General features: G+C 63.3%; 24 protein-coding genes. 11 read left to right on the top strand and 13 right to left on the bottom strand.

The genetic code is table 11. The annotated features are described in order from the left end of the window. Positions 1–3: 3 nt before the first annotated feature. Positions 4–330, bottom strand: a complete 327-nt coding sequence (hspQ, locus tag RA20_RS11305) for a heat shock protein HspQ (RefSeq protein WP_039128385.1) — start codon at positions 328–330, stop codon at positions 4–6. Positions 331–415: 85 nt separating this feature from the next. On the opposite strand from hspQ, the gene RA20_RS11300 reads away from it, so the two are divergent. Beyond that, entirely contained in the window at positions 416–1,303 is an 888-nt protein-coding gene (locus tag RA20_RS11300; protein ID WP_039128382.1) for an AEC family transporter, read from the top strand. A gap of 58 nt (positions 1,304–1,361) precedes the next feature. Continuing rightward, positions 1,362–1,949, top strand: coding sequence for a transglycosylase SLT domain-containing protein (locus tag RA20_RS11295; RefSeq protein ID WP_039128379.1), 588 nt, complete (start codon positions 1,362–1,364; stop codon positions 1,947–1,949). 278 nt (positions 1,950–2,227) lie between these two features. Here the strand turns inward: RA20_RS11295 and RA20_RS11290 are convergent, their stop codons facing one another. From RA20_RS11290 to RA20_RS11275, 4 genes are all read right to left on the bottom strand, one after another. Further along, positions 2,228–2,818: a LolA family protein gene (locus RA20_RS11290; RefSeq protein WP_039128376.1), complete on the bottom strand. Its 591-nt coding sequence runs from the start codon at positions 2,816–2,818 to the stop codon at positions 2,228–2,230. Between the two features lie 80 nt (positions 2,819–2,898). Continuing rightward, positions 2,899–5,937, bottom strand: coding sequence for a DNA translocase FtsK (locus RA20_RS11285; protein ID WP_039128373.1), 3,039 nt, complete (start codon positions 5,935–5,937; stop codon positions 2,899–2,901). 115 nt (positions 5,938–6,052) lie between these two features. Next, on the bottom strand, positions 6,053–7,231 hold the full coding sequence (locus RA20_RS11280) for an aminotransferase class I/II-fold pyridoxal phosphate-dependent enzyme (RefSeq protein WP_039128370.1): 1,179 nt from the start codon (positions 7,229–7,231) through the stop codon (positions 6,053–6,055). A gap of 135 nt (positions 7,232–7,366) precedes the next feature. Further along, positions 7,367–8,698 (bottom strand): amidase, encoded by a 1,332-nt coding sequence (locus RA20_RS11275; RefSeq protein WP_039128366.1) that lies wholly within the window; start codon positions 8,696–8,698, stop codon positions 7,367–7,369. 110 nt (positions 8,699–8,808) lie between these two features. On the opposite strand from RA20_RS11275, the gene RA20_RS11270 reads away from it, so the two are divergent. Beyond that, on the top strand, positions 8,809–10,035 hold the full coding sequence (locus RA20_RS11270) for an FAD-dependent monooxygenase (RefSeq protein ID WP_039128364.1): 1,227 nt from the start codon (positions 8,809–8,811) through the stop codon (positions 10,033–10,035). A 313-nt stretch (positions 10,036–10,348) separates the two neighbouring features. Here RA20_RS11270 and RA20_RS11265 read toward each other — a convergent pair whose 3' ends face one another. The 3 genes from RA20_RS11265 to RA20_RS11255 are packed head-to-tail and all read right to left on the bottom strand — an operon-like array spanning position 10,349 to position 12,132. Continuing rightward, positions 10,349–10,537 (bottom strand): Trm112 family protein, encoded by a 189-nt coding sequence (locus RA20_RS11265; protein ID WP_039128361.1) that lies wholly within the window; start codon positions 10,535–10,537, stop codon positions 10,349–10,351. After that, on the bottom strand, positions 10,534–11,178 hold the full coding sequence (locus RA20_RS11260) for an LON peptidase substrate-binding domain-containing protein (RefSeq protein WP_039128359.1): 645 nt from the start codon (positions 11,176–11,178) through the stop codon (positions 10,534–10,536). The genes RA20_RS11265 and RA20_RS11260 overlap by 4 nt, the downstream gene beginning before the upstream one ends. Before the next feature lie 27 nt (positions 11,179–11,205). Beyond that, positions 11,206–12,132, bottom strand: a complete 927-nt coding sequence (locus RA20_RS11255; protein ID WP_039128356.1) for a tetratricopeptide repeat protein — start codon at positions 12,130–12,132, stop codon at positions 11,206–11,208. 74 nt (positions 12,133–12,206) lie between these two features. Here RA20_RS11255 and RA20_RS11250 point away from each other — a divergent pair, with 74 nt between their 5' ends. Continuing rightward, positions 12,207–12,728 carry a DUF6653 family protein gene (locus RA20_RS11250; RefSeq protein ID WP_039128353.1) on the top strand — a complete coding sequence of 174 codons (522 nt, stop codon included), beginning with the start codon at positions 12,207–12,209 and terminating at the stop codon, positions 12,726–12,728. 175 nt (positions 12,729–12,903) lie between these two features. Here the strand turns inward: RA20_RS11250 and RA20_RS11245 are convergent, their stop codons facing one another. Both RA20_RS11245 and RA20_RS11240 read right to left on the bottom strand, forming a co-directional pair. Continuing rightward, complete coding sequence (locus RA20_RS11245; protein ID WP_039128351.1) at positions 12,904–13,692, bottom strand: exodeoxyribonuclease III; 789 nt, start codon at positions 13,690–13,692, stop codon at positions 12,904–12,906. Between the two features lie 250 nt (positions 13,693–13,942). After that, complete coding sequence (locus tag RA20_RS11240; protein ID WP_039128348.1) at positions 13,943–14,629, bottom strand: response regulator transcription factor; 687 nt, start codon at positions 14,627–14,629, stop codon at positions 13,943–13,945. Between the two features lie 173 nt (positions 14,630–14,802). Here RA20_RS11240 and ribA point away from each other — a divergent pair, with 173 nt between their 5' ends. Together ribA and RA20_RS11230 are read left to right on the top strand one after the other, a co-directional pair. Beyond that, positions 14,803–15,891: a GTP cyclohydrolase II gene (ribA, locus tag RA20_RS11235; protein ID WP_039128345.1), complete on the top strand. Its 1,089-nt coding sequence runs from the start codon at positions 14,803–14,805 to the stop codon at positions 15,889–15,891. Then, positions 15,891–16,400, top strand: coding sequence for a L,D-transpeptidase family protein (locus tag RA20_RS11230; RefSeq protein ID WP_193748825.1), 510 nt, complete (start codon positions 15,891–15,893; stop codon positions 16,398–16,400). Before ribA ends, RA20_RS11230 begins: the two co-directional genes overlap by 1 nt. A 57-nt stretch (positions 16,401–16,457) precedes the next feature. Here the strand turns inward: RA20_RS11230 and RA20_RS11225 are convergent, their stop codons facing one another. Both RA20_RS11225 and RA20_RS11220 read right to left on the bottom strand, forming a co-directional pair. Beyond that, complete coding sequence (locus tag RA20_RS11225; protein ID WP_039128342.1) at positions 16,458–17,108, bottom strand: YggS family pyridoxal phosphate-dependent enzyme; 651 nt, start codon at positions 17,106–17,108, stop codon at positions 16,458–16,460. 123 nt (positions 17,109–17,231) lie between these two features. Continuing rightward, positions 17,232–18,278 carry a porin gene (locus tag RA20_RS11220; protein ID WP_039128340.1) on the bottom strand — a complete coding sequence of 349 codons (1,047 nt, stop codon included), beginning with the start codon at positions 18,276–18,278 and terminating at the stop codon, positions 17,232–17,234. A gap of 311 nt (positions 18,279–18,589) precedes the next feature. Between RA20_RS11220 and RA20_RS11215 the strand changes: the two genes are divergently transcribed. The 5 genes from RA20_RS11215 (at position 18,590) to RA20_RS11195 (ending at position 24,080) form a co-directional block, all read left to right on the top strand. Further along, a complete protein-coding gene (locus tag RA20_RS11215) occupies positions 18,590–19,075 on the top strand; it encodes a DUF3576 domain-containing protein (RefSeq protein ID WP_039128337.1) in 486 nt (161 codons plus the stop codon). An 88-nt stretch (positions 19,076–19,163) separates the two neighbouring features. Then, complete coding sequence (gene leuS, locus RA20_RS11210; RefSeq protein WP_039128334.1) at positions 19,164–21,887, top strand: leucine--tRNA ligase; 2,724 nt, start codon at positions 19,164–19,166, stop codon at positions 21,885–21,887. Then, the gene (gene lptE, locus RA20_RS11205; protein ID WP_039128333.1) at positions 21,874–22,389 is read left to right on the top strand and encodes an LPS assembly lipoprotein LptE; all 516 of its coding nucleotides are present in this window, start codon (positions 21,874–21,876) and stop codon (positions 22,387–22,389) included. Before leuS ends, lptE begins: the two co-directional genes overlap by 14 nt. Continuing rightward, positions 22,386–23,414: a DNA polymerase III subunit delta gene (gene holA / locus RA20_RS11200; RefSeq protein WP_039128330.1), complete on the top strand. Its 1,029-nt coding sequence runs from the start codon at positions 22,386–22,388 to the stop codon at positions 23,412–23,414. The genes lptE and holA overlap by 4 nt, the downstream gene beginning before the upstream one ends. A gap of 75 nt (positions 23,415–23,489) precedes the next feature. Beyond that, the gene (locus RA20_RS11195; RefSeq protein WP_039128327.1) at positions 23,490–24,080 is read left to right on the top strand and encodes a glutathione S-transferase family protein; all 591 of its coding nucleotides are present in this window, start codon (positions 23,490–23,492) and stop codon (positions 24,078–24,080) included. On the opposite strand, the gene RA20_RS11190 is transcribed toward RA20_RS11195, so the two are convergent. Further along, on the bottom strand, positions 24,053–25,064 hold a 1,012-nt coding region (locus tag RA20_RS11190), incomplete at its 5' end, for a TIGR03862 family flavoprotein (RefSeq protein WP_039128324.1). The two genes, RA20_RS11195 and RA20_RS11190, sit on opposite strands and share 28 nt — an antisense overlap.

Raw genomic sequence — 25,064 nt, 5'->3', positions numbered from 1 at the left:
CGATCAGTTCAGCTGGTAATGCAGCGCATAGGCGCCGCCATCGAAATTGCCAAACATTTCAGGCACATCCGGATGGCCGATGGGCTCTCCGGAATAGTCGGCGACCAGATTCTGCTCCGAGACATAGGCCACGTAGTAGGATTGGTCGTTTTCCGCCAGAAGATGGTAGAACGGCTGGTCTTTCACAGGCCGGCTGTCCTCGGGAATGGCTTCATACCATTCCTCGGTATTGGCAAACTCGGGGTCGACGTCGAACACCACGCCGCGGAAGGGATGCTTCCGGTGGCGGACGACCTGTCCAAGATTGTATTTTGCTCGTGTTCTCAACATGGTCTTGCAGCCCCCGTCCTGTTTAAATAGCGCGCTCGCGCAGGGATTGTCCAACTCTTGACGCAAATTTTCAGGGAAACAGACTGTGAACCTCGCTTTGACAGTGCTCGAAATCACCGCTCCGGTGTTCCTGCTGGCTTCGGCCGGTTTTATCTGGGTGAAGCTGGGATTTGAATACCGCACCCAGTTCGTGACCCGGCTGGCAATGACACTGGCAGTACCCTGCCTGATCTTCACCGCGCTGATGAACACCGAGCTGGACAAGGGCGCGCTCGGCACCTTCATGCTGGCCGCCCTGGCGGGCCATCTGATGCTGGCGGTTGCGGGTGAAGTGCTGTGCCGTATAGGGCGGCTGAACCGGCAGACCTATCTGGCGCCGTTTGTATTCGGCAATACCGGCAACCTGGGCATTCCCCTGTCTCTGTTTGCCTTCGGCGAGGCCGGTCTTGGCTATGCCGTGGTCATGCTGGCCGTGTCGGCCATCCTGTCGTTCACCTATGGCATCTATCTGGTGGCGGGCCGCAGTGCCGGCAGCAAGGCGGTCCGGGAGCCGATGGTCTGGGCGACTCTCTTGGGCGGGCTGTTCCTGTGGCAGGATTGGGAAACACCCCGGTTTCTGACCAACGCGCTGGAGCTGACCGGGCAGATGGCAGTGCCGCTGATGCTGATCACCCTGGGCACGGCCGTTGCAAGGCTGACACCTGGAAAGACCGGAACCGCCGTTGCGTTTTCACTGGTGAAGTTCCTGGTCTGCACCGCCGCGGGCTGGGGGCTGGCGATGGCGTTCGGGCTGGACCCTGTTGCTTCCGGCGTGCTGATCCTGCAGCTGGCAACGCCGGTTGCTGTGACCGCTTACCTGCTGGCAGAGAAGTTTGAGGCCGATTCCAGTGCCGTGGCGGGCCTGGTGGTGGTTTCCACTCTGATGTCCGCAGTCCTGCTGCCGCTGCTGCTGAGCCAGCTTCTGGAATTGTGATTTCCACACGCGCTCCAATCCGCTAAACTTGGCCAAAACAAGATAATGGGCAGAGGCAATGAGCAGACTCATCAGCGCCCTCGTTCTCCTCTTGGCGGTTGCGTCTTGCGGAGGCGGGCACAAGGCGCCGCCGCGCAATCTGGATAATGCGTGCAGCATCATCAAGGAGCGGCCGGAATACCTGAAGGCCTTCCGCGCCACCCAGCGCCGCTGGGGGGTGCCGGTGCATGTGCAGATGGCAACGATCTACCACGAAAGCCGGTTCCGCGGCGATGCCCGCACGCCGCACCAGTTCGTGCTGGGGGTGATCCCGATCGGGCGGCAGTCCAGCGCCTATGGCTACAGCCAGGCCCTGGACGGCACTTGGGACGATTACCGCCGCGACACCGGGCGGCGGCGGGCCAAGCGCGACCGGATCGGCGATGCCGCCGATTTCATGGGCTGGTACATGCGCAAGAGTTACGAGAAGAACGGCATTCCGCTCTATGACGCGCGCAATCAGTACTTGGCCTATCACGAAGGCCACACCGGCTACGCGCGGGGCAGCTACCGCTCGAAATCCTGGCTGCTGCGGGTTGCCGGCCAGGTCCAGTCGCGCTCCCAGACCTATCAGGCGCAGCTCGCCACCTGCCGCAAGTTCCGCTGAGGGGCTTTTAGGCCGGACACTCCCGCCCGCCTCAAGGCCTTTCCAGCGAAAGGCCTTCGGCCGTTGGGCCGCGCACCGCGCTGACGCGCGGTGCGGCTGCAGTACAACTGCACCGAAGGTGCTCTTTGCCCTGTGCACTGCTGCGTGCCAACACGCTACTTACTGAAGACTGAAAGCTGCCGCGGCGGGCGCCAGCCCGGCGCGGGGCCCAAGGCTGCCAAGGGGCAGGCTGCGCCAGCAGCTGCACCTGCTGGCGCGGGAGCCTGCATCCATTGTTCCTAGCGGGAGGTTCCGCCGCCACCCGTCTCGAACAGGCTGGAGGAGAGGCGCTGGCCGGTCTCCATGGCGCCGAGAATGACCGTTGTCTGGCCGCCGGCGCTGTCATGAATCACCCATTTACGCAGCTCGACGGGATCGCCGGTGAACATCAGCTCAATGCTGCCATAGTCCGGGTGCTCCGGGTCCTGAGCCCGCACGATGGTCGAGGTGCCGTCAAAGCTATGCCCCACCACCATATTTGCGCGTCCAAGATCCACATTGCGGGCCAGGATGATTGAAAGCGGCGTCCGCCTCAGCGGATAGGTTTCAGGCGGCTGGTTCGATTTGGGATCGTGGATCTCCACTGCGCCGCTGCCGGCAACCACGGTGCCGCCGCCCTTTCCGTCATATTCAAACCGCATCCGGCCCGGCCGGTGCATGTACAGCTTGCCGGTGGACAGGCTGCCATCGTCGTTGATCTGGGTGAAAGGCGATGACGCCGTGGAGATCCCGTTCAAATAGCGGGAGATCTCGTTAAGGCTCAGCTGTTCCGCTGCCCAGGAAGCGGGCGCGGCAAGGGTCAGCGCAAGGGCAAGTGCTATCCGTTTCATGGGTCCAACATAGGTATGCTGCTGCAGAAGTGAAGATGCCGGAACCTTCAAGGTTCCGGCATCGGCAGTATTCCGTCAGCTTATTGTTCGGGAACCAGAATTTCCCGCTTGCCGACATGGTTGGCAGCGGAAACCACACCTTCATCCTCCATCTGCTCCACCAGCCGCGCGGCCTTGTTGTAGCCGATGGCCAGCTTGCGCTGGATGTAAGAGGTCGAGCACTTGCGGTCCTTGATCACGATCGCCACCGCCTGGTCATAGAGCGCATCTTCGCCATTGGTATTGCCGCCGGTGTTCAGCCCCAATACCGCGTCGATGTCGCCGGCTTTCTCGTCTTCCGGCCCATCCACCACGCCGCCTACATAATCCGGCGGGCCGAATTGCTTGAGGTGGTTCACCACCTCCTCGACCTCTTCGTCCGAGCAGAAAGGCCCGTGGCAGCGGGTGATCTTGGCACCGCCTGCCATGTACAGCATGTCGCCCATGCCCAAGAGCTGCTCGGCGCCCATTTCGCCCAGGATGGTGCGGCTGTCGACCTTGGACGTCACCTGGAAGGAGATCCGGGTCGGGAAGTTGGCCTTGATGGTGCCGGTGATCACATCCACCGAGGGGCGCTGGGTGGCCATGATCAGGTGAATGCCCGAGGCCCGCGCCATCTGCGCCAGGCGCTGGATGCAGGCTTCGATCTCCTTGCCCGCAACCATCATCAGGTCGGCCATCTCGTCGACGATCACAACGATATAGGGCAGCGCCTTGGGTTCGAACTCTTCGGTCTCAAACACCGGTTCGCCGGTGTCGTCGTCAAACCCGGTCTGAACAGTGCGCGAGAACAGCTCGCCCTTGGCCAGCGCTTCCTTCACCCGGCCGTTGTAGCCTGCGATGTTGCGCACGCCCATCTTGGACATCTTGCGGTAGCGGTCTTCCATCTCGCCCACCACCCATTTCAGGGCGACAACCGCCTTTTTCGGGTCGGTCACAACCGGTGACAGAAGATGCGGGATACCGTCATAGACGCTCAGTTCCAGCATCTTGGGGTCGATCATGATCAGGCGGCACTCGTCCGGGGTCAGCTTGTACAAGAGCGACAGGATCATCGTGTTGATCGCCACCGACTTACCCGAGCCGGTGGTGCCCGCGATCAGCAGGTGGGGCATCTTGGCAAGGTTTGCGACCATGGCGTCACCGCCGATGTCCTTGCCCAGCGCCAGCGGCAGCGCGTGGTTGCCGTCGCCGAAATCGCGCGAAGACAGGATTTCGCGCAGCACCACCTTCTCGCGGTTCTCATTCGGCAGTTCGATGCCGATCACAGTGCGGCCGGGCACAGTCGAGACCCGCGCAGACAGCGCCGACATGGAACGGGCAATGTCGTCGGCCAGGCCGATCACGCGGGACGCCTTGAGGCCCGGCGCCGGTTCCAGCTCATACATGGTGACAACAGGGCCCGGGCGGACCGAGACGATCTCACCCTTTACGCCATAGTCGTCCAGCACGGTTTCCAGCATCCGCGCGTTTTCCTCCAGCGCCTCATCGCTGAGGTGGTGGCGCTCAATGCTCATCGGGTTGGTCAGCAGATTGAGCGGCGGCAGTTCAAAATCGCTGCTGCTGTCTTCAAAGGCCAGCTTGGGCTGGGCCTCTGCCTTGGCACGGGCGGACGGCTGCACGGCCTTGCGGGCCGGTTTTTCAACCACCGCCTTGCGCGGCTCTGCCACGGGCAGGTCCACCGTCAGGCGCGGGCCTGGAGCCGCAGGCGCAGCGGCGGCCGGAGCGGCAGATGCGGCAACGGCCGGAGCGGCAGGCTCAGCAGTATCCGGCAGTGCTTCGGACGGCACGCGGTCCGGGGTGATCATGCCATGACCCGCTGCGAAGTCTTCTGTTTCAACGCCGGTCTGCGCGGCAGGCACCGGAGCTTCCGGCTCAGAAGCATCCTCTTCCGGCACCTGCCAGGTCAGCGGCGGCTCTTCCGGCAGCGGGGCTGCAGGCATCTGCGCAGCCGTCAGCGGCGGCTCCGGCGGCAGGCCGTCGTCTGCCGCTGCAGGGTTGAAGATCAACGGCGCCGGACGCTGTCCGCGGCCCTTGGTGAGCGGCAGGTTGGGATCTTCTTCCGGCGGCACCTCAGCAGCGCGGCGGATACGCACCGCATTGGCGATTTTCTGCGACACGCGATCTTCGGGAGTGGACCCGTCTTCCTGAAGCTCTTCTGCTTCAAACGCTTGCGTCTCGGCCGCGTATGGATCTTCTGCCTCGGCTTCCGGTGCGGTGCGGCGGATCAGACCAGGCACCCGCGACAGCAGGCCGCCCTTAGCGGGGGCTTCAGGCTCCTCCTGAACGGTTTCATCCGCACAGTCACCGTCCGGGTAGTCTTCAAACATCTCCGGTTCAGCCGCGGCATCTGCGTATTCCTCCGCCGCTTCTGCCCGGGCGGCACGTTCCTTGCGGTAGGTGAGGGCTGCCTGCAAACCGTTCGAAGCTCCGCGGCCCAGCAAGCCCGCGACAGCGCCATAGGCCAGGATCAGCCCGACCATCACCTTGTGCAGGCCCTTCTTCACCTCAGGCCAGGTGAAGCCCAGCACGGCGCAGCCAAGCGCCAGCATGCCGGCGGCGCTGAGCAGGGACATGATCTTGACCATGAAATGCAGGCTGACTGGCAGCAGCGCGAGCAGCGCACCCAGGAAGGTATAGCCGACCATGCCACCGAGGCCGAAGTCGTAGTTCTGCTGCCAGCTGCTGCTGGCGTTCAGGGTTTCCATGTGCAGCGCCACCACCAGCAGCCACGGCACCGACAAGAGCAGCGGCCAGACCACCCGGTCTTCGCCCCGGTGCAGAACAAAGCGCACACCCCAGGCGGACAGGAACAGCGGCAGTGCCCAGCTGGCCTTGCCGAACAGGGTGATCAGAATGAAAGATACAGAGGCGCCGGGCCGGCCCAGCCAGTTCTGCACCGGCGCATCGGTGGAGACAGTCCAGTTCGGGTCCTCAGGCGTGTAGGAGCCCAGCATGGCGGCGACCGCCAGCCCTGCCAGGATCAATGCGAGCCCGATCAATTCCTTGCCGCGTTTCTCAATGGCCGCCTGCATGTTGCTGTCGAGCAGCGGATCGCGGCTGCGGGTTTGAAATGCCATGCCTACCTCAGTTCCGTATCTTACGGCGCTGCCCGCTGTTCACCGCAGGTCTGCGCGCCCGATTATTGGTTTTGGCTGTGCGGCCCGCCCTGCTCATGGGGCCGCGCAGCAGAATTCAGTAGAGGCATCCGCGCAGCGTGCTCAGCGCCTTGCGGGTGTCCTCGGCAGGGGCGACCAGCGCCACCCTTATGTATGTCTCGCCCGGGTTCTGCCCCGGTTCGCCCTGCGCCAGGTAGGCGCCGGGCAGCACACGCACGCCGGTCTCCTGCCACAGCTTCAGCGCGGCCTGCTCGCCGTTTTCCACCGGAAGCCACAGGAAGAAACCCGCCTCGGGCGCCATATAGCCGTTGAGGCCGGCAAAGACCTCGTCGGCGATGGTGTATTTCTGCTGATAGAGCGCACGGTTCTCGACCACATGCGCCTCATCCGCCCAGACCTTGGCCGCAGCCGCCTGCAGCGGAGCCGGCAGCGGGGCGCCGGAATAGGCGCGCAGCTGTTTGACGCGTTTGATGGTGCCAGCACCGGCGGCTATCAGGCCGGAACGCAGGCCCGGCAGGTTCGACCGCTTGGACAGCGAGTTGAACAGCACCACGCGTTCGGGGTCCGCACCCAGCTCCTGCGCCACGGTCAGCGCGCCGACGGGCGCCTCGTCGCGGTAGATCTCGGAGTAGCATTCATCCGCGAAGATGCGGAAATCGTACTTTTCCGCCAGTTGGATCAGCCGGGTCCAGTAGTCGCGCGAGGCCACCGCCCCCTGCGGGTTGGCGGGCGAACAGATATAGGCCACAGCGGTGCGGTTCAGCACTTCCTCAGGCAGGTTTTCATAGTCCGGCAGGTGGCCAGTGGCGGCGGTTGCCGGCACAAACACCGGCTCAGCCGCGACCGAGAGCGTGGCCACCATATAGACCTGGTAGAAGGGGTTCGGGATCAGCACCACCGGCTTTTGCCCGTTCTTCTGCTCCGGGCACAAAGCCATGGCCGCGTTGTAAAGCCCCTCGCGGGTGCCATTCAGCGCCATGATCTGGGTCTCGGGGTCTGTGGTCACGCCATAGCGGCGGCTGATCCAGTCTGAGATAGCACCGCGCAGCTCAGGCGTGCCGTCGTTGTTCGGGTACTGATTAAATCCGGCGGCGTTTTCGGTGATGACATCGGTGACCCAGGCCGGAAACGCATGTTTCGGCTCGCCAATGGTCATATGCACCACATCCCCGCCGGGAGTGTGATGGTCCAACAGCGCCCGCAGGCGCGGGAATGCGTAGGCTGGCAGGTTCGAAAACCGCTCAGGAAAATCCATGTCTTATGCCTCGGTCACGGGATCATTGGCGCCCCGTTTGCGCCTTAGGTTACAGAGGGCGGGCGGATGCGTCCACCCGGTGAGTGGCCCGGCGGGCCGAATGTGGCTTTCAGGCCAAGTCTTCGGGCCCAGTCTTCAGGCCAAGGCGGCCTCGATCGCCGCGCCGGTGCGCAGCAGCGCCTCTTCGCAATCCGGCTGGCCCAGCACCTGCAGGCCGCAGCTTGGCGTGCCGGTCGGCAGCGACAGCCCGCAGAGCCCCATCAGATTGCCAATCCGGGTGTTGCGCAGCGCCAGCAGGTTGGACTGGACATAATAGTCGTGGTCGCTTTGCAGCCGCTCCATGTTCGGCGGCAGGATCGGGGAGACCGGGCTGAGGACTGCATCAAAGCCTGCCACCGCCTGATCCCAAGCCATCCGGCATTGCTCCAGCTTGCCCCAGGCAGCGACGTAGTCCGAGCCGCTGAACTGGGCGCCGGAGCGGAAGCGCTCCAGGATTTCTGCATACATCAGCTGCGGGGAAGCTTCGATCACATCCTTCCACAACCCGTAAGCTTCGGTGGTGTAGAGAATCGGGCTGAGGCCCATCGCCTCCTCCAGCGCGGGCACGTCCAGCGGCACGATTTCGGCGCCGGCATCTTTCAGCTTTTGAAGCGTCTCCTGGTAAGCTGCCGCTATTTTCGGGTTCAGATCATTCTGCGCCACGGTCTGCAGATCGGCGAAACGGCGCCCTTTGAGTGAGGCCGGGCTGCGCAGATCCGGGCCGGAGGTGCCTTCCAAGACGCCCAGCAGCAGACCCGCGTCCTCGACGGAGCGCGCCAGCGGGCCGATTGTGTCGAACTTCAGGCACAGCGGCACCACGCCTTCCAGGGTGACCCGGCCAGAGGTGGTCTTGAGCCCCACCAGATCATTCCAGGACGACGGGATGCGGACCGAACCGCCAGTGTCCGAGCCAATGCCCGCCGCTGCCAGCCCGTAAGCCACCGAGGCTGCAGCCCCGGAGGACGACCCGCCCGGCGCGGCGTCCTGATCGTTGACGCAAGGCGGGGTTTCCTTGACCGGGTTGAAGCCGAGGCCGGAGAACGCCAGCTCGCTCATATGGGTCTTCCCAAGGCAGACGGTGCCCATGAGCGTAGCGTTGCGCAGCACTGTTGCGTCCTGTTCCGGAACCCGGCCCTTCAGCAGGTCCGAACCGGATTCGGTTGCCGTGCCTGCACTGTCGAACAGGTCTTTCCAGCTGATGGGCACCCCGTCCAGCAGCGAGCGGCGCAGTCCCAGACCGGCGCGCGCCTCAGCAGCTTCCGCCTCGGCCAGGGCCCGGTCATGCGTGACTTGGGTGTAGATCCGGTCTTTCAGCGGATGGGCGTCTATTGCATCCAGATAGCAGCGGGTCAGCGCCACAGGGCTGATTTCACCCGCCTCGATCCCCCGCCCCAGATCGGCGGCCGTCATTGTCAGCCAGTCTTGCATGAACCCTCTCCCCGTAAGCCGTTGCCGCCGACGGTAGCGGCAGTAAGACACAGGTACAATCCCGCGCTTCCGGCATGGACAATCCTGCCAGCAGGCGCATATTGCGGGGCATGAAAAACGCGTCCGATATCCTGATCGTGGGCGGCGGGCTGAACGGCCCGGCTCTTGCCCTGGCCCTGGCGCAGACCGGGCACAGCGTCACCGTGGTCGACTCGCTCACACCGGACAAGCTGGCAGACGAGGCATTTGACGGGCGGGGCTATGCACTGGCGCTGGCCTCACAGCGGCTGCTGCAGCAAATCGGCGTCTGGCAGCACGTTGGAGACAACGCGCAGGCCATGCTGGAGATCAAGGTCACTGACGGCCATGCCGGCCAGGGTCCCTCGCCTTTCTTCATCCATTTCGACCATGCCGAACTGGAAGAAGGCCCGATGGGATACATGGTCGAGGACCGCTATCTGCGCCGCGCCTTTCTGCAGGCGATGGAAGATGCGCCCGGCGTCACGCTGGTATCAGGCCGCACCGTGGTGGCGCAGACGCCGGATGCAACCGGCGTGACCGCCACGCTGGATGACGGCGGCGAGCTGCGCGGCCAGGTTCTGGTCGGCTCGGACGGGCGGCGCAGCGGCACTGCCCAGCGGGCGGGCATCAAGCGCACCGGCTGGAACTATGGCCAGACCGCGCTGGTTTGCGCCATCGACCATGAAAAGCCGCATCACGGCATCGCGCATCAGTTCTTCATGCCGCCGGGGCCGCTAGCGATCCTGCCGCTGCCGGGCAACCGGTCCTCCATTGTGTGGAGCGAGCGGACCGGGACAGCCAAAGCGATCCATGCATTGGACGACGACGGTTACATCCAGGCCCTGCGCCCGCGGTTTGGCGATTTCCTGGGAGAGATATCTCTGGCAGGCAAACGCTTCACTTACCCGCTGAACCTGACCATCGCCAACAGCTTCATCGGCGACCGCATGGCTTTGATCGGAGACGCGGCGCACGGAATGCATCCGATTGCGGGCCAAGGCCTGAACGCCGGCCTGCGCGACGTCGGAGCGCTTGCCGAAGTGATCACCGGAGCCACCCGCCGCGGTGAGGATATCGGCTCGCTTCTGGTGATGGAGCGCTATCAGCAATGGCGCCGCTTCGACACCGCGTCCCTGGTGGCGGCGACCGATGTGTTCAACCGCCTGTTCTCCAACGACAACCCGCTCTTGCGGCTGGGCCGGGACATTGGCATGGGGCTTGCAGGCGCGCTTCCTGGCCTGCGCCGCGGCTTTGTCCGCGAGGCGGCCGGGCTAACCGGCGACATGCCGCGGCTGCTGCAAGGCCGCCCGATCTGAAGCCGGGCCTCTCCCGCCTGCTTCGGAACATCCCCTGGATGTCCCTGCACAGTTGGGCCCGGCACCGCGCTGCCACGCGGTGCCCCAGTGCAAAACGCAGGCACAGCATTGGCTCTTCAACGGCAGGAGAATTAGCACCGCAGCAGCAGACATTCCGCGAGGATACCCGCGGCGTTGCTGTGGAGCGCAGCTGCGCCGCGCCTTGGCGCGGCGCCAGGCCCAAGCCTGCAAGGGGTGCCGGCGCAGCCGGTGCACCTGAGGGCACGGGAGCGCTCCGCCTCTGGAAGGAGGCACGCTGCAGCTGAAAAAAGCCTCAGTCCAGCTCGCGGGCTTCGTCCACCAGCATCACCGGGATGCCGTTGCGGATCGGGAAGGCGATATTGGCGGCGCGGGAGATCAGCTCCTGCGCCTGCGGGTCATATTCCAGCACCGTCTGCGTCAGCGGGCAGACCAAGGCTTCCAGCATCCGCCGGTCGAAGGCAGGCGCCTGTGTTTCGCTCATTGCAGGGTTTCCTCCTGGGATCCGCCGCGCAGGGCGAATTCAATCAAAGTGACAAGCGTTTCCCGCCTTGTCGCAAGGCAAGGTGCTTCGAGCAAGGCCTGTTTGTCTTCCGGGTCGAACTCCAGCAGCATTGCCAGCGAGTTGATCAGCAGCTCGTCCTCCGCCTCTTTCAGCGCTTCCCAGTCGGTGGACAGGCTGCGGGCCGAAAAGAACCGTTCGAGCAGATCCAAAAACGACGGACGGTCGAGTGTCTCATCTGCCTCCGACCGGCCCAGATCCCTGTCAAACCCGGCCCAGCTGACGTCGCAGCGCCGGTACGGCGTAAAGCCGCTGGCTTCGCGGGTGACCCGGAAGCGGGACACGCCGGAAAGGGTGATCAGATATCTGCCGTCCTCGGTCTCGGAAAACTGGGTAACCCGCCCGGCGCAGCCAATGCTGTGCAGTTCCTCTTCCGTGCCATGCGGGTTCGGACAGGGCTGCACCATGCCGATCAGCCGCTGCCGTGTTTTCAGCGTGTCCTCAAGCATCTGCAAATAGCGCGGCTCGAAGATATGCAGCGGCAGCCGCGAGCGGGGCAGCAATAGCGCCCCGGGCAGAGGGAACACGGCAATCGTGTCCGGCAGTTCGGCAGCCTGGATCATGGGACAGAGTGTAGTGCTGCCCCGGTCTTAGGCAAATATCAACGAGCTCAGCTTGCGCCGCCCGTTCAGCACTACCGGATCGTTGGGCTTAAGCGCATCGAAGATGGTGAACAGCTGCGTCTTGGCGGCGCAATCGTTCCACTCACGGTCGCGCCGGAACAGCTCCAGCAATTCACTTACGGCGGCTTCGGCATCGCCGGCGGCGTGCAGCGCCTGAGCCAGGTCGAAACGGGCCTGGTGGTCGTCCGGGCTGGCCTCGACAGCCGCCCGCAGTTCGGCCACAGGACCGGCATTCTCGGCCTGGCGGGCCAGCTCAATCTGAGCAAAAGCCGCTTCGATTTCCGCCGCTTCGGCAATTTCTGCAGGCGCTCCGTTCAGGACAGCTTCCGCCTGGTCAAGGTCGCCCAGCGCGATGTGCGCCCGCGCCAGACCGCCATAGGCCGCAGCGTTCTGACCGTCCTCTCCCAGGATCGCAGCAAAGGTCTGAGCAGCATCCGCAACCGCACCTTCGGCCAGCATCTGCTCTGCCGCTTCCAATGCCTCGCCCAGCCCGCCGTCGGCAGAGCCGCCCGCGGCTTCGATCACCTTCTTCAGGAACGCATCGATTTCAGACGCGGGCAACGCGCCCTGGAACATGTCGACCGGACGGCCCTGAACAAAGGCAACAACAGTCGGGATCGACTGCAGCGGCAGCCCCTGCTGCGCCAGGGCCTGCGCCAGGCGCTGGTTCTCGTCCACATTGATCTTGGCCATGGTGGCCGCACCCTTGGCTTTGGCGACGGCCGCTTCCAGCATCGGGCCCAGCGTTTTACAGGGACCGCACCAGGGGGCCCAGAAGTCTACGATCACCGGCGCCTGCATCGACGCTTCGACAACGTCCTGCATGAAAGTGGCTTCGGTCACGTCTTTGATCAGGTCGCCCGCCGGCGCGGCGCTGCCAAGAATTTCGCTCATCAGATTGTTCTCCGCTTGGAACTTGCCCCCTATATGGAATCCTGCGCGCCGGAAACCAAGAGAGGAGTTTGCCCATGGCCCGCCGCCGGTTCGATCTCTTTGCTGCCTCCGAACGGCTCATGCGCATGGATGAAGCCGCCTGGTCGCGCCATGCCAGCCCCTGGAGCGTGTTCAGCCGGATGACGGTGCTGCCGCTGATGACGCTGGCTGTCTGGTCCCGCGTCTGGCTGGGCTGGGGAGCGCTGCTGCCTATTGCGCTTGTCCTGGCCTGGACCTGGTGGAATCCGCGCGCCTTTGGACTGCCGGCGAGTACAGATAACTGGGCCTCCCGCGGCACCTTCGGAGAAAGGATCTTCCTGAATCGCCGGCAGGTGCCGATTCCCGCGCATCACATCCGCTGGGCCAAAGGACTGGCCTGGGTCTCTGGCTTGGGTGTGCTGCCCTGGCTTTTCGGTCTTTGGCAGCTTAACCCGGGCTTCACCCTTTGCGGGCTGGCAATGATGATTGGCGGCAAGCTCTGGTTCGTCGATCGGATGGTGTGGCTCTATCAGGACATGCAGGACCAGCACCCGGACTACAAAAGCTGGCTGCGCTAGGCGGAACGCTCCCGCCCCCGGCAGCGTGTCCTGGCTGCGCCAGCCCCCTTGCGGCGTTGGGCCGAGCGCCGCGCTGAGGCGCGGCGTGCTAGCACTGCGCGCCAGCGCAGTGCCATGCCCAACTGAGTCGGGCATCCCTGGATGCCCGGGATCAGGCGGGAGCGCCCGCCTGCCGTCAGAGATCGAAGGTTGCGAATACCGGAGCATGGTCGCTGGGCTTCTCCCAGCCGCGGGCATCGCGCAAGACCCGGCTGGAATGCGCCGCATTCCTGATGTCCGGGGTGGCCCAGACATGGTCCAGACGGCGGCCCTTGTCGGCAGCATCCCAATCCTTGGCCCGGTAGCTCCACCAGCTGTAAAGGCGGCCGTCGGGGATGTCGTTCCTGGTCACGTCGGACCAGCCGCCTGCCTCCATCACTTCAGCAAAATGCTCCACCTCGATGGGCGTATGGCTCACCACTTTCAGCAGCTTCTTGTGGTCCCAGACGTCATCCTCCCGCGGTGCGATATTCAAATCGCCAACAAGGATCGATTTCTCCGGCTTCTCCGCCTTGAACCAGTCGCGCATGTCTGTAAGGTAGTCGAGTTTCTGCCCGAATTTCTCGTTCTGTTCCCGGTCCGGCACGTCGCCGCCTGCAGGCACATAGAAGTTATGGATGACTGTACCGTTTTCCAGCCGTCCCGCTACATGGCGCGCGTGCCCAAGGCCGGCAAAATCCTTGTCCCCGATATCCTCGATCGGCAGCCGCGACAGGATCGCAACGCCGTTGTAGCCTTTCTGCCCGCGCGCAATCATGTGGCCGTAGCCAAGTGCCGCGAATCCCTCCATCGGGATCTTGTCCACCGGGCTCTTGCACTCCTGCAGGCACAGCACATCCGGGCCTTCCTCCTGCAAAAGCTTCTGTACGATCGGCTCACGCAGGCGGACCGAGTTGATATTCCAGGTGGCAAGGGTAAATGGCATCGCGCGCCTCATCATGAGTTCCGGGTTTCCCGCGCGATACTGCCTGTCCGGGCAGGGAAGGGCCAGAGGTGATTGCGCAGCCCGGCGCACAACTTTCCGTGCCGCAAAGCACAAAGAAAAGAGGCCGGGCGCACGGCCCGGCCAAGTCCAACAGGGAGGTGCATACCGTAACCCGGATATGCGCGGGATCATCTGCAGACTAAAGATGCAATCCAGTTGCGTCTTTGATCTGCGTCAACAGCTCAATACCTCAGACAACCAGACGGTATCCGCCTGATTCCGTCACCAGCAGGCGCGCATTCGACGGATCGGGCTCGATCTTCTGCCGCAGGCGGTAGATGTGGGTTTCCAGCGTGTGCGTTGTGACGCCTGCGTTGTAGCCCCAAACCTCATGCAGCAGCACGTCTCGCGGCACCACACCGTCGCTGGAGCGGTAGAGGAACTTGAGGATATTGGTTTCCTTCTCGGTCAGCCGGATCTTGCGGTCGTCTTCCGTGATCAGCAGCTTCATCGACGGCTTGAACGTATAGGGCCCCAGTGCAAAGACCGCATCTTCCGATTGCTCGTGCTGGCGCAGCTGGGCACGGATGCGGGCCAGCAGGACCGGGAACTTGAATGGTTTGGACACATAATCATTGGCGCCTGCATCCAGGCCCAGGATGGTGTCCGCGTCGCTGTCATGGCCGGTCAGCATCAGGATCGGCGCCTTCACGCCCTGTTTGCGCATCAGGCGGCACAGCTCGCGGCCATCGGTATCCGGCAGGCCCACATCCAGAATGATCAGATCATAAAGGGCTTCCTTGGCGCGCTCCATTGCACTTTGGCCGTTTTCGGCCTCGAAGACATCAAAGTCCTCGGTCATCACCAGCTGCTCGCTCAAGGCCTCGCGCAGGTCCTCATCATCATCAACAAGCAGAATTTTCTTCAGTTGCGCCATCGGCTCGCCCTCCTGTTCTCCTGACCACACATGCGTATCCTTCACGCCGCCGGCAAGATTTGCTGCAAAACTCTCACGCCGACGTGTCCATGGCATGGAAAATGTTTCACATCCGTTGCATTAAGGCGTAAAGACAGCGAGCCTTTGTTACAAAATAACACCGGATTCCCCGCATGAGCCTGATGCCCACGATGATCGAATTGCTGGCCCGCGCCCGGGTTGATCTGCGCATGGGCCTGCCGGTTGTTCTGACCAGCGGGCAAGACGCTGCGCTGGCGATCAGCGTAGAGGCCCTGAACAGCGAGCGCCTTGCCGACATGCGCGCCTTGGGCAGCCTGTCGCTGGCACTGACCGCACGGCGGGCGGAAACGCTGAAGGCGCGGGTCTATGACGAGGACATCGCCCGCATCGAGGTTCCGGTCTCCGAAGGGCTGCAATGGATCCAAGCACTGGCTGATCCCTCTGACGACCTGAACACGCCGATGAAGGGCCCGCTGTCCAGCCTGCGCGGCGGTTCTGCCGATCTGCACAGGCTGGCGATCGCTTTGGTGAAATCCGCCCGGCTGCTGCCGGCCGCAGCACTTGTGCCCATCGGCGATGCGGCCGGTTTTGCCGCGGCTCACGGCCTCACCACCCTTTCGCGGCTTGCTGCTGAACCTTTACTTAGCGAAAGTTCCCCGCTGCACCCCGTTGCCGCGGCCCGGCTGCCGATGGATGCAGCCGAGGCTGGCCGGCTGCACATTTACCGCCCCGAAGACGGTGCCGAAGAGCACTATGCTGTGGAAATCGGCCGCCCCGACCGCTCTAAGCCGGTGCTGGCGCGGCTGCATTCGGCTTGTTTCACCGGTGATGTGCTCGGCTCCCTCAAATGCGATTGCGGTCCGCAGCTGCGCGGCGCGCTGGCGCAGATGGGCGAAGAAGGCGCGGGCGTGCTGCTCTATCTGAACCAGGAAGGCCGCGGTATCGGCCTTGCCAACAAGATGCGGGCCTATTCGCTGCAGGATCAGGGGTTCGACACGGTGGAGGCCAACCACCGGCTCGGGTTCGAGGATGACGAACGCGACTTCCGGCTGGGGGCCGCCATCCTGAAAAAGATGGGTTTCTCTCAGGTGCGGCTGCTGACCAACAATCCGAACAAGATTGCGATGATGGAAAAGACCGGGGTCAAGGTGGCAGAGCGCGTGGCTCTGAAAGTGGGCGAGAACGCGCACAACCAGCACTACCTGGCCACCAAGGCCCGCAAGTCCGGGCATATGCTGTAATGGCCCCATCCGATCTGGTCCTGACGCCGCGCGGGGTCCGTTTCATGGGGCGCATTCTGCCCTGCACCATCGGCAAAGGCGGGCTGTCTGCTCAAAAGCGGGAAGGCGATGGCGCCACGCCGATCGGTGTGCACCGTATTGGCGGAATGCTTTACCGGCCGGACCGGCTGCCCTCACCCGCGCCTTGGGCGATGCCTATTGGTCCCAGGGACCTTTGGTCGGATGATGCAAACGATGCGAACTACAACCGGCATGTCCGTGCGCCTTACGGTTTCAGTCATGAGAAACTGCGCCGCGCGGATCCGCTCTATGATCTGGTCCTGATCATGGACTGGAACTGGCCGAACGCTGTCCCCGGCAATGGATCTGCCATCTTCATCCATCAATGGCGCCGCCCCGGTTTTCCAACCGAGGGCTGCATCGCCTTTGCCCGCACCGATCTGCATTGGCTCGCTGCAAGGGTTCAGCCGGGAACAAAGGTCATTGTTCCGCCACTAGCCCGGACCTGACGGGACCAAGACTTTTGTGAAAAGTCTTGGCAAAAGTTTTCACAAAACTTTTGCGCCTCAATACGTCCGGGCACCAAAGATCGCTGAGCCGACCCGAACATGGGTGGCGCCAAGCGCGATAGCCTTCTCGAAATCGCCGCTCATGCCCATCGACAGGCCCTCCAGCCCGTTGCGTTCGGCGATCTTGGCCAGAAGCGCAAAATGCAGGCTGGCCTCCTCTTCCACCGGCGGGATGCACATCAGCCCCTTCAGCGGCAAATCCAAGCTGCGGCACTCGGCGATGAAGCCATCCGCTTCTGCAGGCATCACGCCTGCCTTCTGCTCTTCCTCGCCAGTGTTCACCTGGACAAACAGATCCGGGCACTTGCCCAGCTCCTGAGCCAGCCGGGCCAAAGTGTTAGCCAGCTTGGGACGGTCCACTGAATGGATGCTGTCAAACAGCTCCATTGCCTGGCGCGCCTTGTTGGTTTGCAATGGCCCGATCAGATGCAGATCCACACCGGAAAACTGCTCCTTGAAACCCGGCCATTTCCCTGCCGCTTCCTGCACTTTGTTCTCGCCAAAACAGCGGTGGCCCTGCTGCAGCACTGCCTCGACGCGCTCATTCGGCTGCACTTTGGACACGGCAATCAACTGCACACTGCCGGCAGCGCGGTCGGCCTTCTGTTCAGCCTTGGCAATCCTGGATGTGATCTCTTCAAGCGGCATGGGGTGGGGCCTCATCTCTGTTTGGCCGCAAAAAACACTGTTTGCCGGGAAATGTTAAGCCACAAAAGAAAAGGGCGGGTCCCGAAGGAACCCGCCCCGAAGTCACGCTAGGCGTGCTTCAGCTTAGAAGCTGAAGTACAGGCCTGCCTGAACGGTGGTGTTGTCGTTGGAAGCTTCGCGTGCGCCAGCTTCGAAGGACACGCCGCCACCCAGGTCGTAGGAGTAGTGGATGCCGTAGCCGGTGCCGTCGGTGCTGCCAACGGTGTTTGCACCAGTGGTCAGGTCCGGGTTGTCTTCGTTGGTGACATAAGCAACCAGTTTGGAAGCTGCGCCCAGTTCAACGGTGCCGTACAGGCCGAGCTTGTCGGTGTCGTCCAGCGCGCCGCCTGCAACGGTAGCGGAGTCCTGGTTGTTGGCATAGGCCAGGCGAACGCCGAACTGACCCAGGTCACCCTGAACGGTCACAAGGATCTTGTCTTCGCCAACCACGTTGGAGTCCTGGTAGCCCAGAGCTGCGGTCCAGTCACCGAAGGTGTAAGCAACGTGCACGCCGGTACGCTCGGTGCCGTTTGCGGAGCCGGCAACGGTGCCGCCGTTGGACTGCGAGTAGGACAGGTGGCCCGAGAAGCCGCCTGCGGAGTACAGAGCTTCGATGCCGTTACGGCCGTTGTTTGCCGAGGTGAAGGTATCCCAGTCAAAGCTGTTGTTGCCGGTTTGGGTAACCAGCGACTGGAAGCCGGCACCGTCGATGCCAACGCCAGCAGCGCGGGTTTCCAGGTACAGGCCCGGGATGGAGTCGATTGCGCCCCAGATGTTGCCGACGTTCACACGCAGGCCGCCATAGGCAACGTGGAACTGAGCACCGGAGAAGCGTGCGCCGGAACCGGTGGTGCCGGTCGGGGTCACGAAGGTGGTGCCCGGAACGCCATCACGGCTTTCGGCCTGTGCACGGATACGCGCACCAACGGTCACGCCGCCGTCGGTTTCAGCCGACATGTCGAACTGGATGCGCAGACGGCTGGTGATGTTGACTTCGTCACGGCCGACAACGGTTTCGTTGGCGTCGTTATAGTCCAGGCCAAAGCGGCCGTAGCCGGAGATCTTGACCTCAGCCGCGGCCATGCCTGCGGTGGCGATCAGCGCGGTGGTCGCGAAGAGAACCTTTTTCATAGTTTTTCCCTCGGTTTTCTATTCCTCAGCCCAAACCGGGGAATCCGGCGTGGGTATGCCAAGGGGTTTCGCTCTTTCACCCCCGTTTTGGCAAGCCTTGGGAAAGTCAGGCGAAACGATGCGCCCCGGGATGGTGCAGCTTTGCCACAGTCCGCGCGCTGCCTTCCGCCGAAACCGCATTCGCAAGCTGCGAAACACATGCAATCACCCGGCAATCCGCCCTTGCATTGACACTATAGCAGCCTAGCCTCTTGCTCCGCCTGCGCCGCTTGCGATAGGTGTTCGCGCAGAAATTGGCTCCGGGAGCGGTTATGACTAAGACAAAGACCCTGCAGGCAACTTTGATCGGTGCTTTGTGCCTCAGCCTCGCAGCATGCGGCGGCAACAGAGAGACGTTGCCGGGCACGCAGCTCGGCAAGGACCGTCAGGACCGGGATACAATCGCTGCAGGCACCAACCCATCCTCCATATGGGATGCATTCCGGGGCAAACCGGACCAGAACGTGCAGGTCAACCGCTACCTCTGGACAGCGAGTCTGGACGTGCTGAACTTCCTGCCAGTGCAATCGGTCGACCCCTTCACTGGTGTCATCGTGACCGGATACGGCACCCCGCCCGGCGGCGGCCGCTCCTACCGTGCCACTGTTCATATCAAGGACCCGGCGCTGGATGCGCGCTCGCTGAACGTTTCGCTGCAATCCAAGGGCGGCCCCGTCAGCGCCAGCACCACCCGCGCGGTTGAAGATGCGATTCTCTCCCGCGCGCGGCAGCTGCGGATTGCAGACAAGAAGTTCTGACCCGCTGCCCTCTGGAATCGCCAGCCAAACCCCATTATCAGAAGCGCCGGGCCCCACGCCCGGCGTTTTCATGCAAAGGACCGCTCTGATGTCGCGTTACTCCGCCACGGAAATCGAAGCTAAATGGCAGGAAGCCTGGGACAAGGCCGGGATTTTCCAGGCCAAGCGCACCGGCGACAAGCCGAAGTATTATGTGCTGGAGATGTTCCCTTACCCGTCGGGCAAGCTGCACATGGGCCATGTGCGCAACTACACCATGGGTGACGTGATCGCGCGCTACAAGCTGTCCACCGGCCATAACGTGCTGCACCCAATGGGTTTTGACGCCTTCGGCATGCCTGCAGAAAACGCAGCGATGGCTTCGGGCGGGCATCCGAAGGACTGGACCTACTCCAACATCGACACCATGGTCGAACAGATGAAGCCGCTGGGCCTGTCGCTCGATTGGTCCCGGATGTTTGCCACTTGCGACCCGGAGTATTACGGCCAGCAGCAGGCGCTGTTTCTCGATTTCCTGGAAAAAGGTCTGGTCTACCGCAAGAACGCAGTGGTGAACTGGGACCCGGTCGACATGACCGTTCTGGCCAACGAGCAGGTTGAAAACGGCCGCGGCTGGCGCTCCGGCGCCTTGGTCGAGCGGCGCGAGCTGACCCAGTGGTTCTTCAAGATCTCGGATATGTCCGAGGAGCTGCTGTCGGCACTGGATACGCTGGAGAACTGGCCGGCCAAGGTCCGCTTGATGCAGGAAAACTGGATCGGCAAGTCGCGCGGCCTGCAGTTCTCGTTTGAGCGCACCGATGGCGGCGAGCCGATTGAGGTCTACACCACCCGCCCAGATACTTTGATGGGTGCGTCTTTTGTCGGCATTTCGCCCGACCACCCGATTGCAAAAGGCTTGGAAGCCGAATCGGAAGAGGTTGCAGCCTTTGTTGCCGAGTGCCGCAAGGGCGGTACCACCGAGGAAGCCATCGAGACCGCCGAGAAGCTGGGTTACGACACCGGCATCCGGGTGAAGCACCCGCTGAACCCCGAGTGGGAGCTGCCGGTCTGGATCGCCAACTTCATCCTGATGGACTACGGCACCGGCGCAATCTTCGCCTGCCCGGCGCATGACCAGCGCGACCTCGACTTCTGCCGCAAGTATGACCTGCCGGTTACCGACACCTTCTTTGCTCTGGACAATGATTCTCCAGTGGCAAACGAAGCCTTTGTGCCGCCGAAAACCGAGAAAGTCCGCTGGGTTGATCACTTTGCCGGGCTGACCGAGGCCACCGGCGAAGAAGCGATCAACGCCACCGTCGATTTTGCGGAAAAGGCCGGCTGGGGCCAGGGCGTCACCAAATACCGCCTGCGCGACTGGGGCCTCTCCCGCCAGCGCTATTGGGGCTGTCCGATTCCCGTGGTGCATTGTGAAGACTGCGGCGTGGTTCCCGAGAAGAAAGAGAATCTGCCGATCGCCCTGCCCTATGACGAAGACGGCAAGGCCATCGACTTCTCGGTGCCGGGCAACCCGCTGGACCGCCATCCAACATGGCGCAACTGCGCCTGCCCCTCCTGCGGCAAGCCTGCGCAGCGCGAAACCGACACCATGGACACTTTCGTCGATTCGTCCTGGTACTTCGCCCGTTTCACCGCTCCGCGCGCCGAAACCCCGACCGACATGGCCGAGGCTGAATACTGGATGAACGTCGACCAGTACATCGGCGGCATCGAGCATGCGATTCTGCACCTGCTCTATTCGCGCTTCTTTGCCCGCGCGATGCAGATCTGCGGCCACCTGCCCGAGAAATCCTCGGAACCCTTCGATGCGCTGTTCACCCAGGGCATGGTGACCCACGCGATCTACAAGTTGAAACTTGCAGATAACTACCCAGGAGCGGCATCCGGCAAACCAATTGACTGGAAAAACGCTCTCCGGGACGTCTTCCTCTACCCCGAAGAAGTCATCGAGTTTCATGATGGAGATGGCAAAAAGAAAGCCGTCGCAAAAGTTTGGGCTGAAAAGGAAGAAATTGACCCATCAGACACCGGCGCACTCAGCGATCTTTGGACCAGAATGGCAGAGGCCGATGACGAAGCCCACGACTTTGGGCGCGAAATTCAGATTATCCCCTCCGCCAAAATGTCCAAGTCCAAAAACAATGTGGTGGACCCGCTGCACATTATCTCGTCCTTCGGCGCCGACACCGCACGCTGGTTCGTGCTGTCCGATTCGCCGCCCGAGCGCGACGTGGAATGGACCGCAGCAGGGGCCGAGGCCGCCTATAAACACCTGAACCGGGTCTGGAACCTCTGCGACCGGATCGGCGAGATGGATCCGGAAGCGGCAGGCCAAGGCGACGAGGATCTGCTGCGCGAGATGCACAAGTGCATCCGCGACGTGACCCTGGGCGTCGATTCCTTTGGCTTCAACGCGGCGATTGCCAAGCTTTACGCCTTCACCAACACGCTCGCCAAATCCAAGGCCGGCGCCAAGGTGCAGAAGCAGGCGATCATGACACTGGCCCAGCTGATGGCGCCGATGACCCCGCACCTGGCCGAAGACATCTGGAGCCATCAGGGCGGCGATGGCCTGGTCGCCACCGCCCCCTGGCCGGTTGCGGATGAGGCGATGCTGGTTGAGAACACCGTCACCCTGCCGATCCAGATCAACGGCAAGCGCCGCGGCGAAATCGAAGTCGCCAAGGATCTGGACAAGGCAGAGGTTGAAAAACTCGCCCTGGCGCACGAAGCTGTGCAAAAGGCGCTGAATGGCGGCGCTCCGAAAAAGGTGATCGTGGTGCCGGGCCGGATTGTGAATGTTGTTGCTTAATCGCAGAAGCCTGCTGCTGGCCCTGCCCCTGCTGGCAGCGGCCTGCGGCTTTACCCCGGTGTACGCTCCTGGCGGCACCGGCACCGCGCTGCACGGCCGGATCGAGGTGCAGGCGCCGGAAGAGATCAAGACAGCCAGCGGCACCGACGCCTACTTTCTGGTGCAAAACTTGGAGCAGCGCCTGGGCCGCGGCGGCAGCGCAGCCTACAAGCTCGACCTGACCCTGCGCACGCAAGAAGAAGGCCAGGCCATTACAGCTGACAACGAGATCACCCGCTATTCGGTGATCGGCACGGCCGGCTACTCGCTGACCCGCCTGTCAGATGGCAAGGTCGCCTCCAGCGGCACTGTGCAGAACTTCACCGGCTACTCCGCCACCGGCTCCACCGTGGAGACCCTGGCAGGCGAGCGGGATGCGCATGAGCGGCTGATGGTGATTCTGGCCGATCAGATCACCGCGCAGATCCTGGCAACCGCGGATCTCTCCGCTCCGGCCGAATGAAGCTCTCCCCGCGCGAGGCGGACGGCTATTTCGCCAAGCCTGATCCGGGCAAAACCGGCATTCTGATCTATGGCGCCGACGCCATGCGGGTGTCGCTGAAGCGGCAGCAAGTGCTCGCTGCCTTGCTTGGCCCCGGCGCTGAAGAAGAAATGCGTCTCAGCCGGATGCCCGGCGGCGACCTGCGCAAGGATCCGGCGCAACTGCTGGATGCTGTAAAAGCGGTAGGGTTCTTCCCCGGTGTCCGGGCGGTCTTTGTCGAAGGCGCCAATGATACTGCCACCCCGGCCATCACCGCGGCGCTGGAGGAATGGCAGCCAGGCGATGCCCAGATCGTGGTCACCGCCGGACAACTGAAGGCCTCCTCGAAACTGCGCAAGGCCTTTGAAGGCCACAACAATGCCTATGCGGCGGGGATCTACGACGACCCGCCCTCGCGGGCCGAGATCGAACGCATCCTGGGCGAGGCCGGCATCCGCGACGTGCCCGGCGACAGCATGTCGGCACTGACGGACATCGCCAATGACATTGGCCCGGGCGATTTCTCCCGCATGATCGAAAAACTGGCGCTGTACAAGCATGGCGACAGCAGCCCGCTGTCGCTGGACGACATCGGCGCAGTTGCGCCGCAATCGACCGAAGCCGCGCTGGATGATGTGCTGAACGTGGTTGCCGAGGGGCGCAGCGCTGAAATCGGCCCGCTGATCCGCCGCCTGCAGGCGCAAGGTACCAATGCGGTGACGCTCTGCATCGGCGCCACCCGGCACTTCCGCACGCTCTATACAATCGCCGCAGCGCCTGGCGGCCCGGCCCAGGGCATCGGCCAGCTGCGCCCGCCGCTTTACGGCAAACGCCGCGACCGGATGCTGCGGCAGGCGCAGAACTGGGGCGCAAACCGGCTGGAAACCGCGCTGACGATCATCACCGACACCGATCTTGCGCTGCGCTCGGCCGGCCAAACCGCGCCGGCATTGGCGCTGATGGAACGCGCCCTGATCCGTCTCGCCATGCTGAGCCGCGCCCGCTGACCCCGCAACCCATCGTCCTGCTTGATACCCTCTCCCAAGCTGCCCATCTTTGCAGAGAACAACAGGAGAGAGATGATGTATACGGTCACCGGCATCCCGCTCACCCGCACCTTCCGGGTGCTCTGGGCGCTTGAAGAGCTTGGGGAACCTTACAAGCTGCAGCAGCACGGCCCCCGCAGCCCGGAGGTGCAGGCGCTGAATGTCTCGGGCAAGGTGCCGGTGCTGCAGACCGAAGGCGAGACCATCACCGATTCGACGGCTATCCTCACCTACCTGGCCGACAAGCACGGAGCGCTGACGGCACCCGCCGGCACTGTGGCCCGCGCCAAGCAGGACGCGATGACACATCTGCTGCTGGACGAGGTCGATGCCGTCCTCTGGGCTGCCGCCCGCCACAGTTTCATCCTGCCCGAAGACCAGCGGGTGCCGGAAGTGAAAGGCAGCCTGAAATGGGAGTTTGCCCATAACCTGGCCCGGCTGGAGGCCAAGATGGCCGGTCCTTTCCTGATGGGCGAGGAGTTCACCATTGCTGATATCATCTGCACCCATTGCCTGAACTGGGCGCGCAGCGCCAAGTTCCCGGTCGAAGGAGAGAAAATTCAGGACTACGGCAAGCGGATGCGCGAGCGCGAAGCGTTTCAGCGGGTCGCGGCACTCGCCAAGTAATCCGCAGCCGCCCGCCCGGCCCAGCGCCCGGTTGCCAGGCAAGCGGTCAGCAGGTAGCCGCCCGTCGGCGCTTCCCAATCCAGCATTTCCCCGGCACAGTAAGTGCCGGGCAGCTGCTTCAGCATCAGCCCGTTGTCCAGCGCAGTCCGGCATATGCCGCCAGCAGTCGAAATGGCCTCATCCATCGGGCGCAAGCCGGCATGTTTCACCGGCAGTGCTTTGATCAGCTTCGCCAAGGTCTCTGGCTCCTGCGGCAAGGGACGTCCGAACTCCTGCAGCAGACCAGTGCGTGCAGCGCCCAGCTTCAAGACCTTGCGCAGATGATTGGAAAAGCTCGCCTTGCCGCGCGGCCGGGACAGGCGGCGGGCAACTTCGGCTTCCTCCAGATCCGGCAGCAGATCTATCTTCAGGTTCTGCCCGTCCCGTACCTCTGCACAGACGGCATAGACGCCGCCGCCTTCCAGGCCACGTTCCGAGATCACCGCTTCGCCGCGCGACGTCAGGCTTCCGGCGTGCAGTGCAATGCCTTTCAAGGGCTGGCCGAACTGCGGCTGCATATGGCTGGACCACTCCACCAGCAGACCCGCGTTGGCCGGCTTGAACGGAGCCGTTTCCACATTCTGGTCCTTCAACAGCGGTGCCCAGGCCCCGTCTGAGCCCAGCCGTGCCCAGCTGGCGCCGCCCAGAGCCAGCACAACCGCGGCCGCTTCAATCCGCTGCACCCCCTCGGGCGTATCAAAGGCCAGTTCCGCTCCGTCCCAGCCCGTCCAGCGCCAGCGGGTGCGAACTTCGGCACCGTATCCTTCCAGCCGCGCCAGCCAGGCGCGCAGCAGCGGCGAGGCTTTCATCACCTTGGGAAACACCCGGCCAGTCGAGCCGGTAAACAGCTCAGCGCCCAGCCCGCGCGCCCAATCCTGCACCGCTTGCGCATCAAAATCCCGGATCATCGGCGCCAGCCAGCCAGCCCCCCCGCCATACTGCGTG

The sequence above is a fragment of the Leisingera sp. ANG-Vp genome (assembly GCF_000813725.1).
Lineage (GTDB): Bacteria > Pseudomonadota > Alphaproteobacteria > Rhodobacterales > Rhodobacteraceae > Leisingera.
Note: the sequence above shows the minus strand (reverse complement) of the source record. Positions and strands in the feature narration are given on the sequence as shown.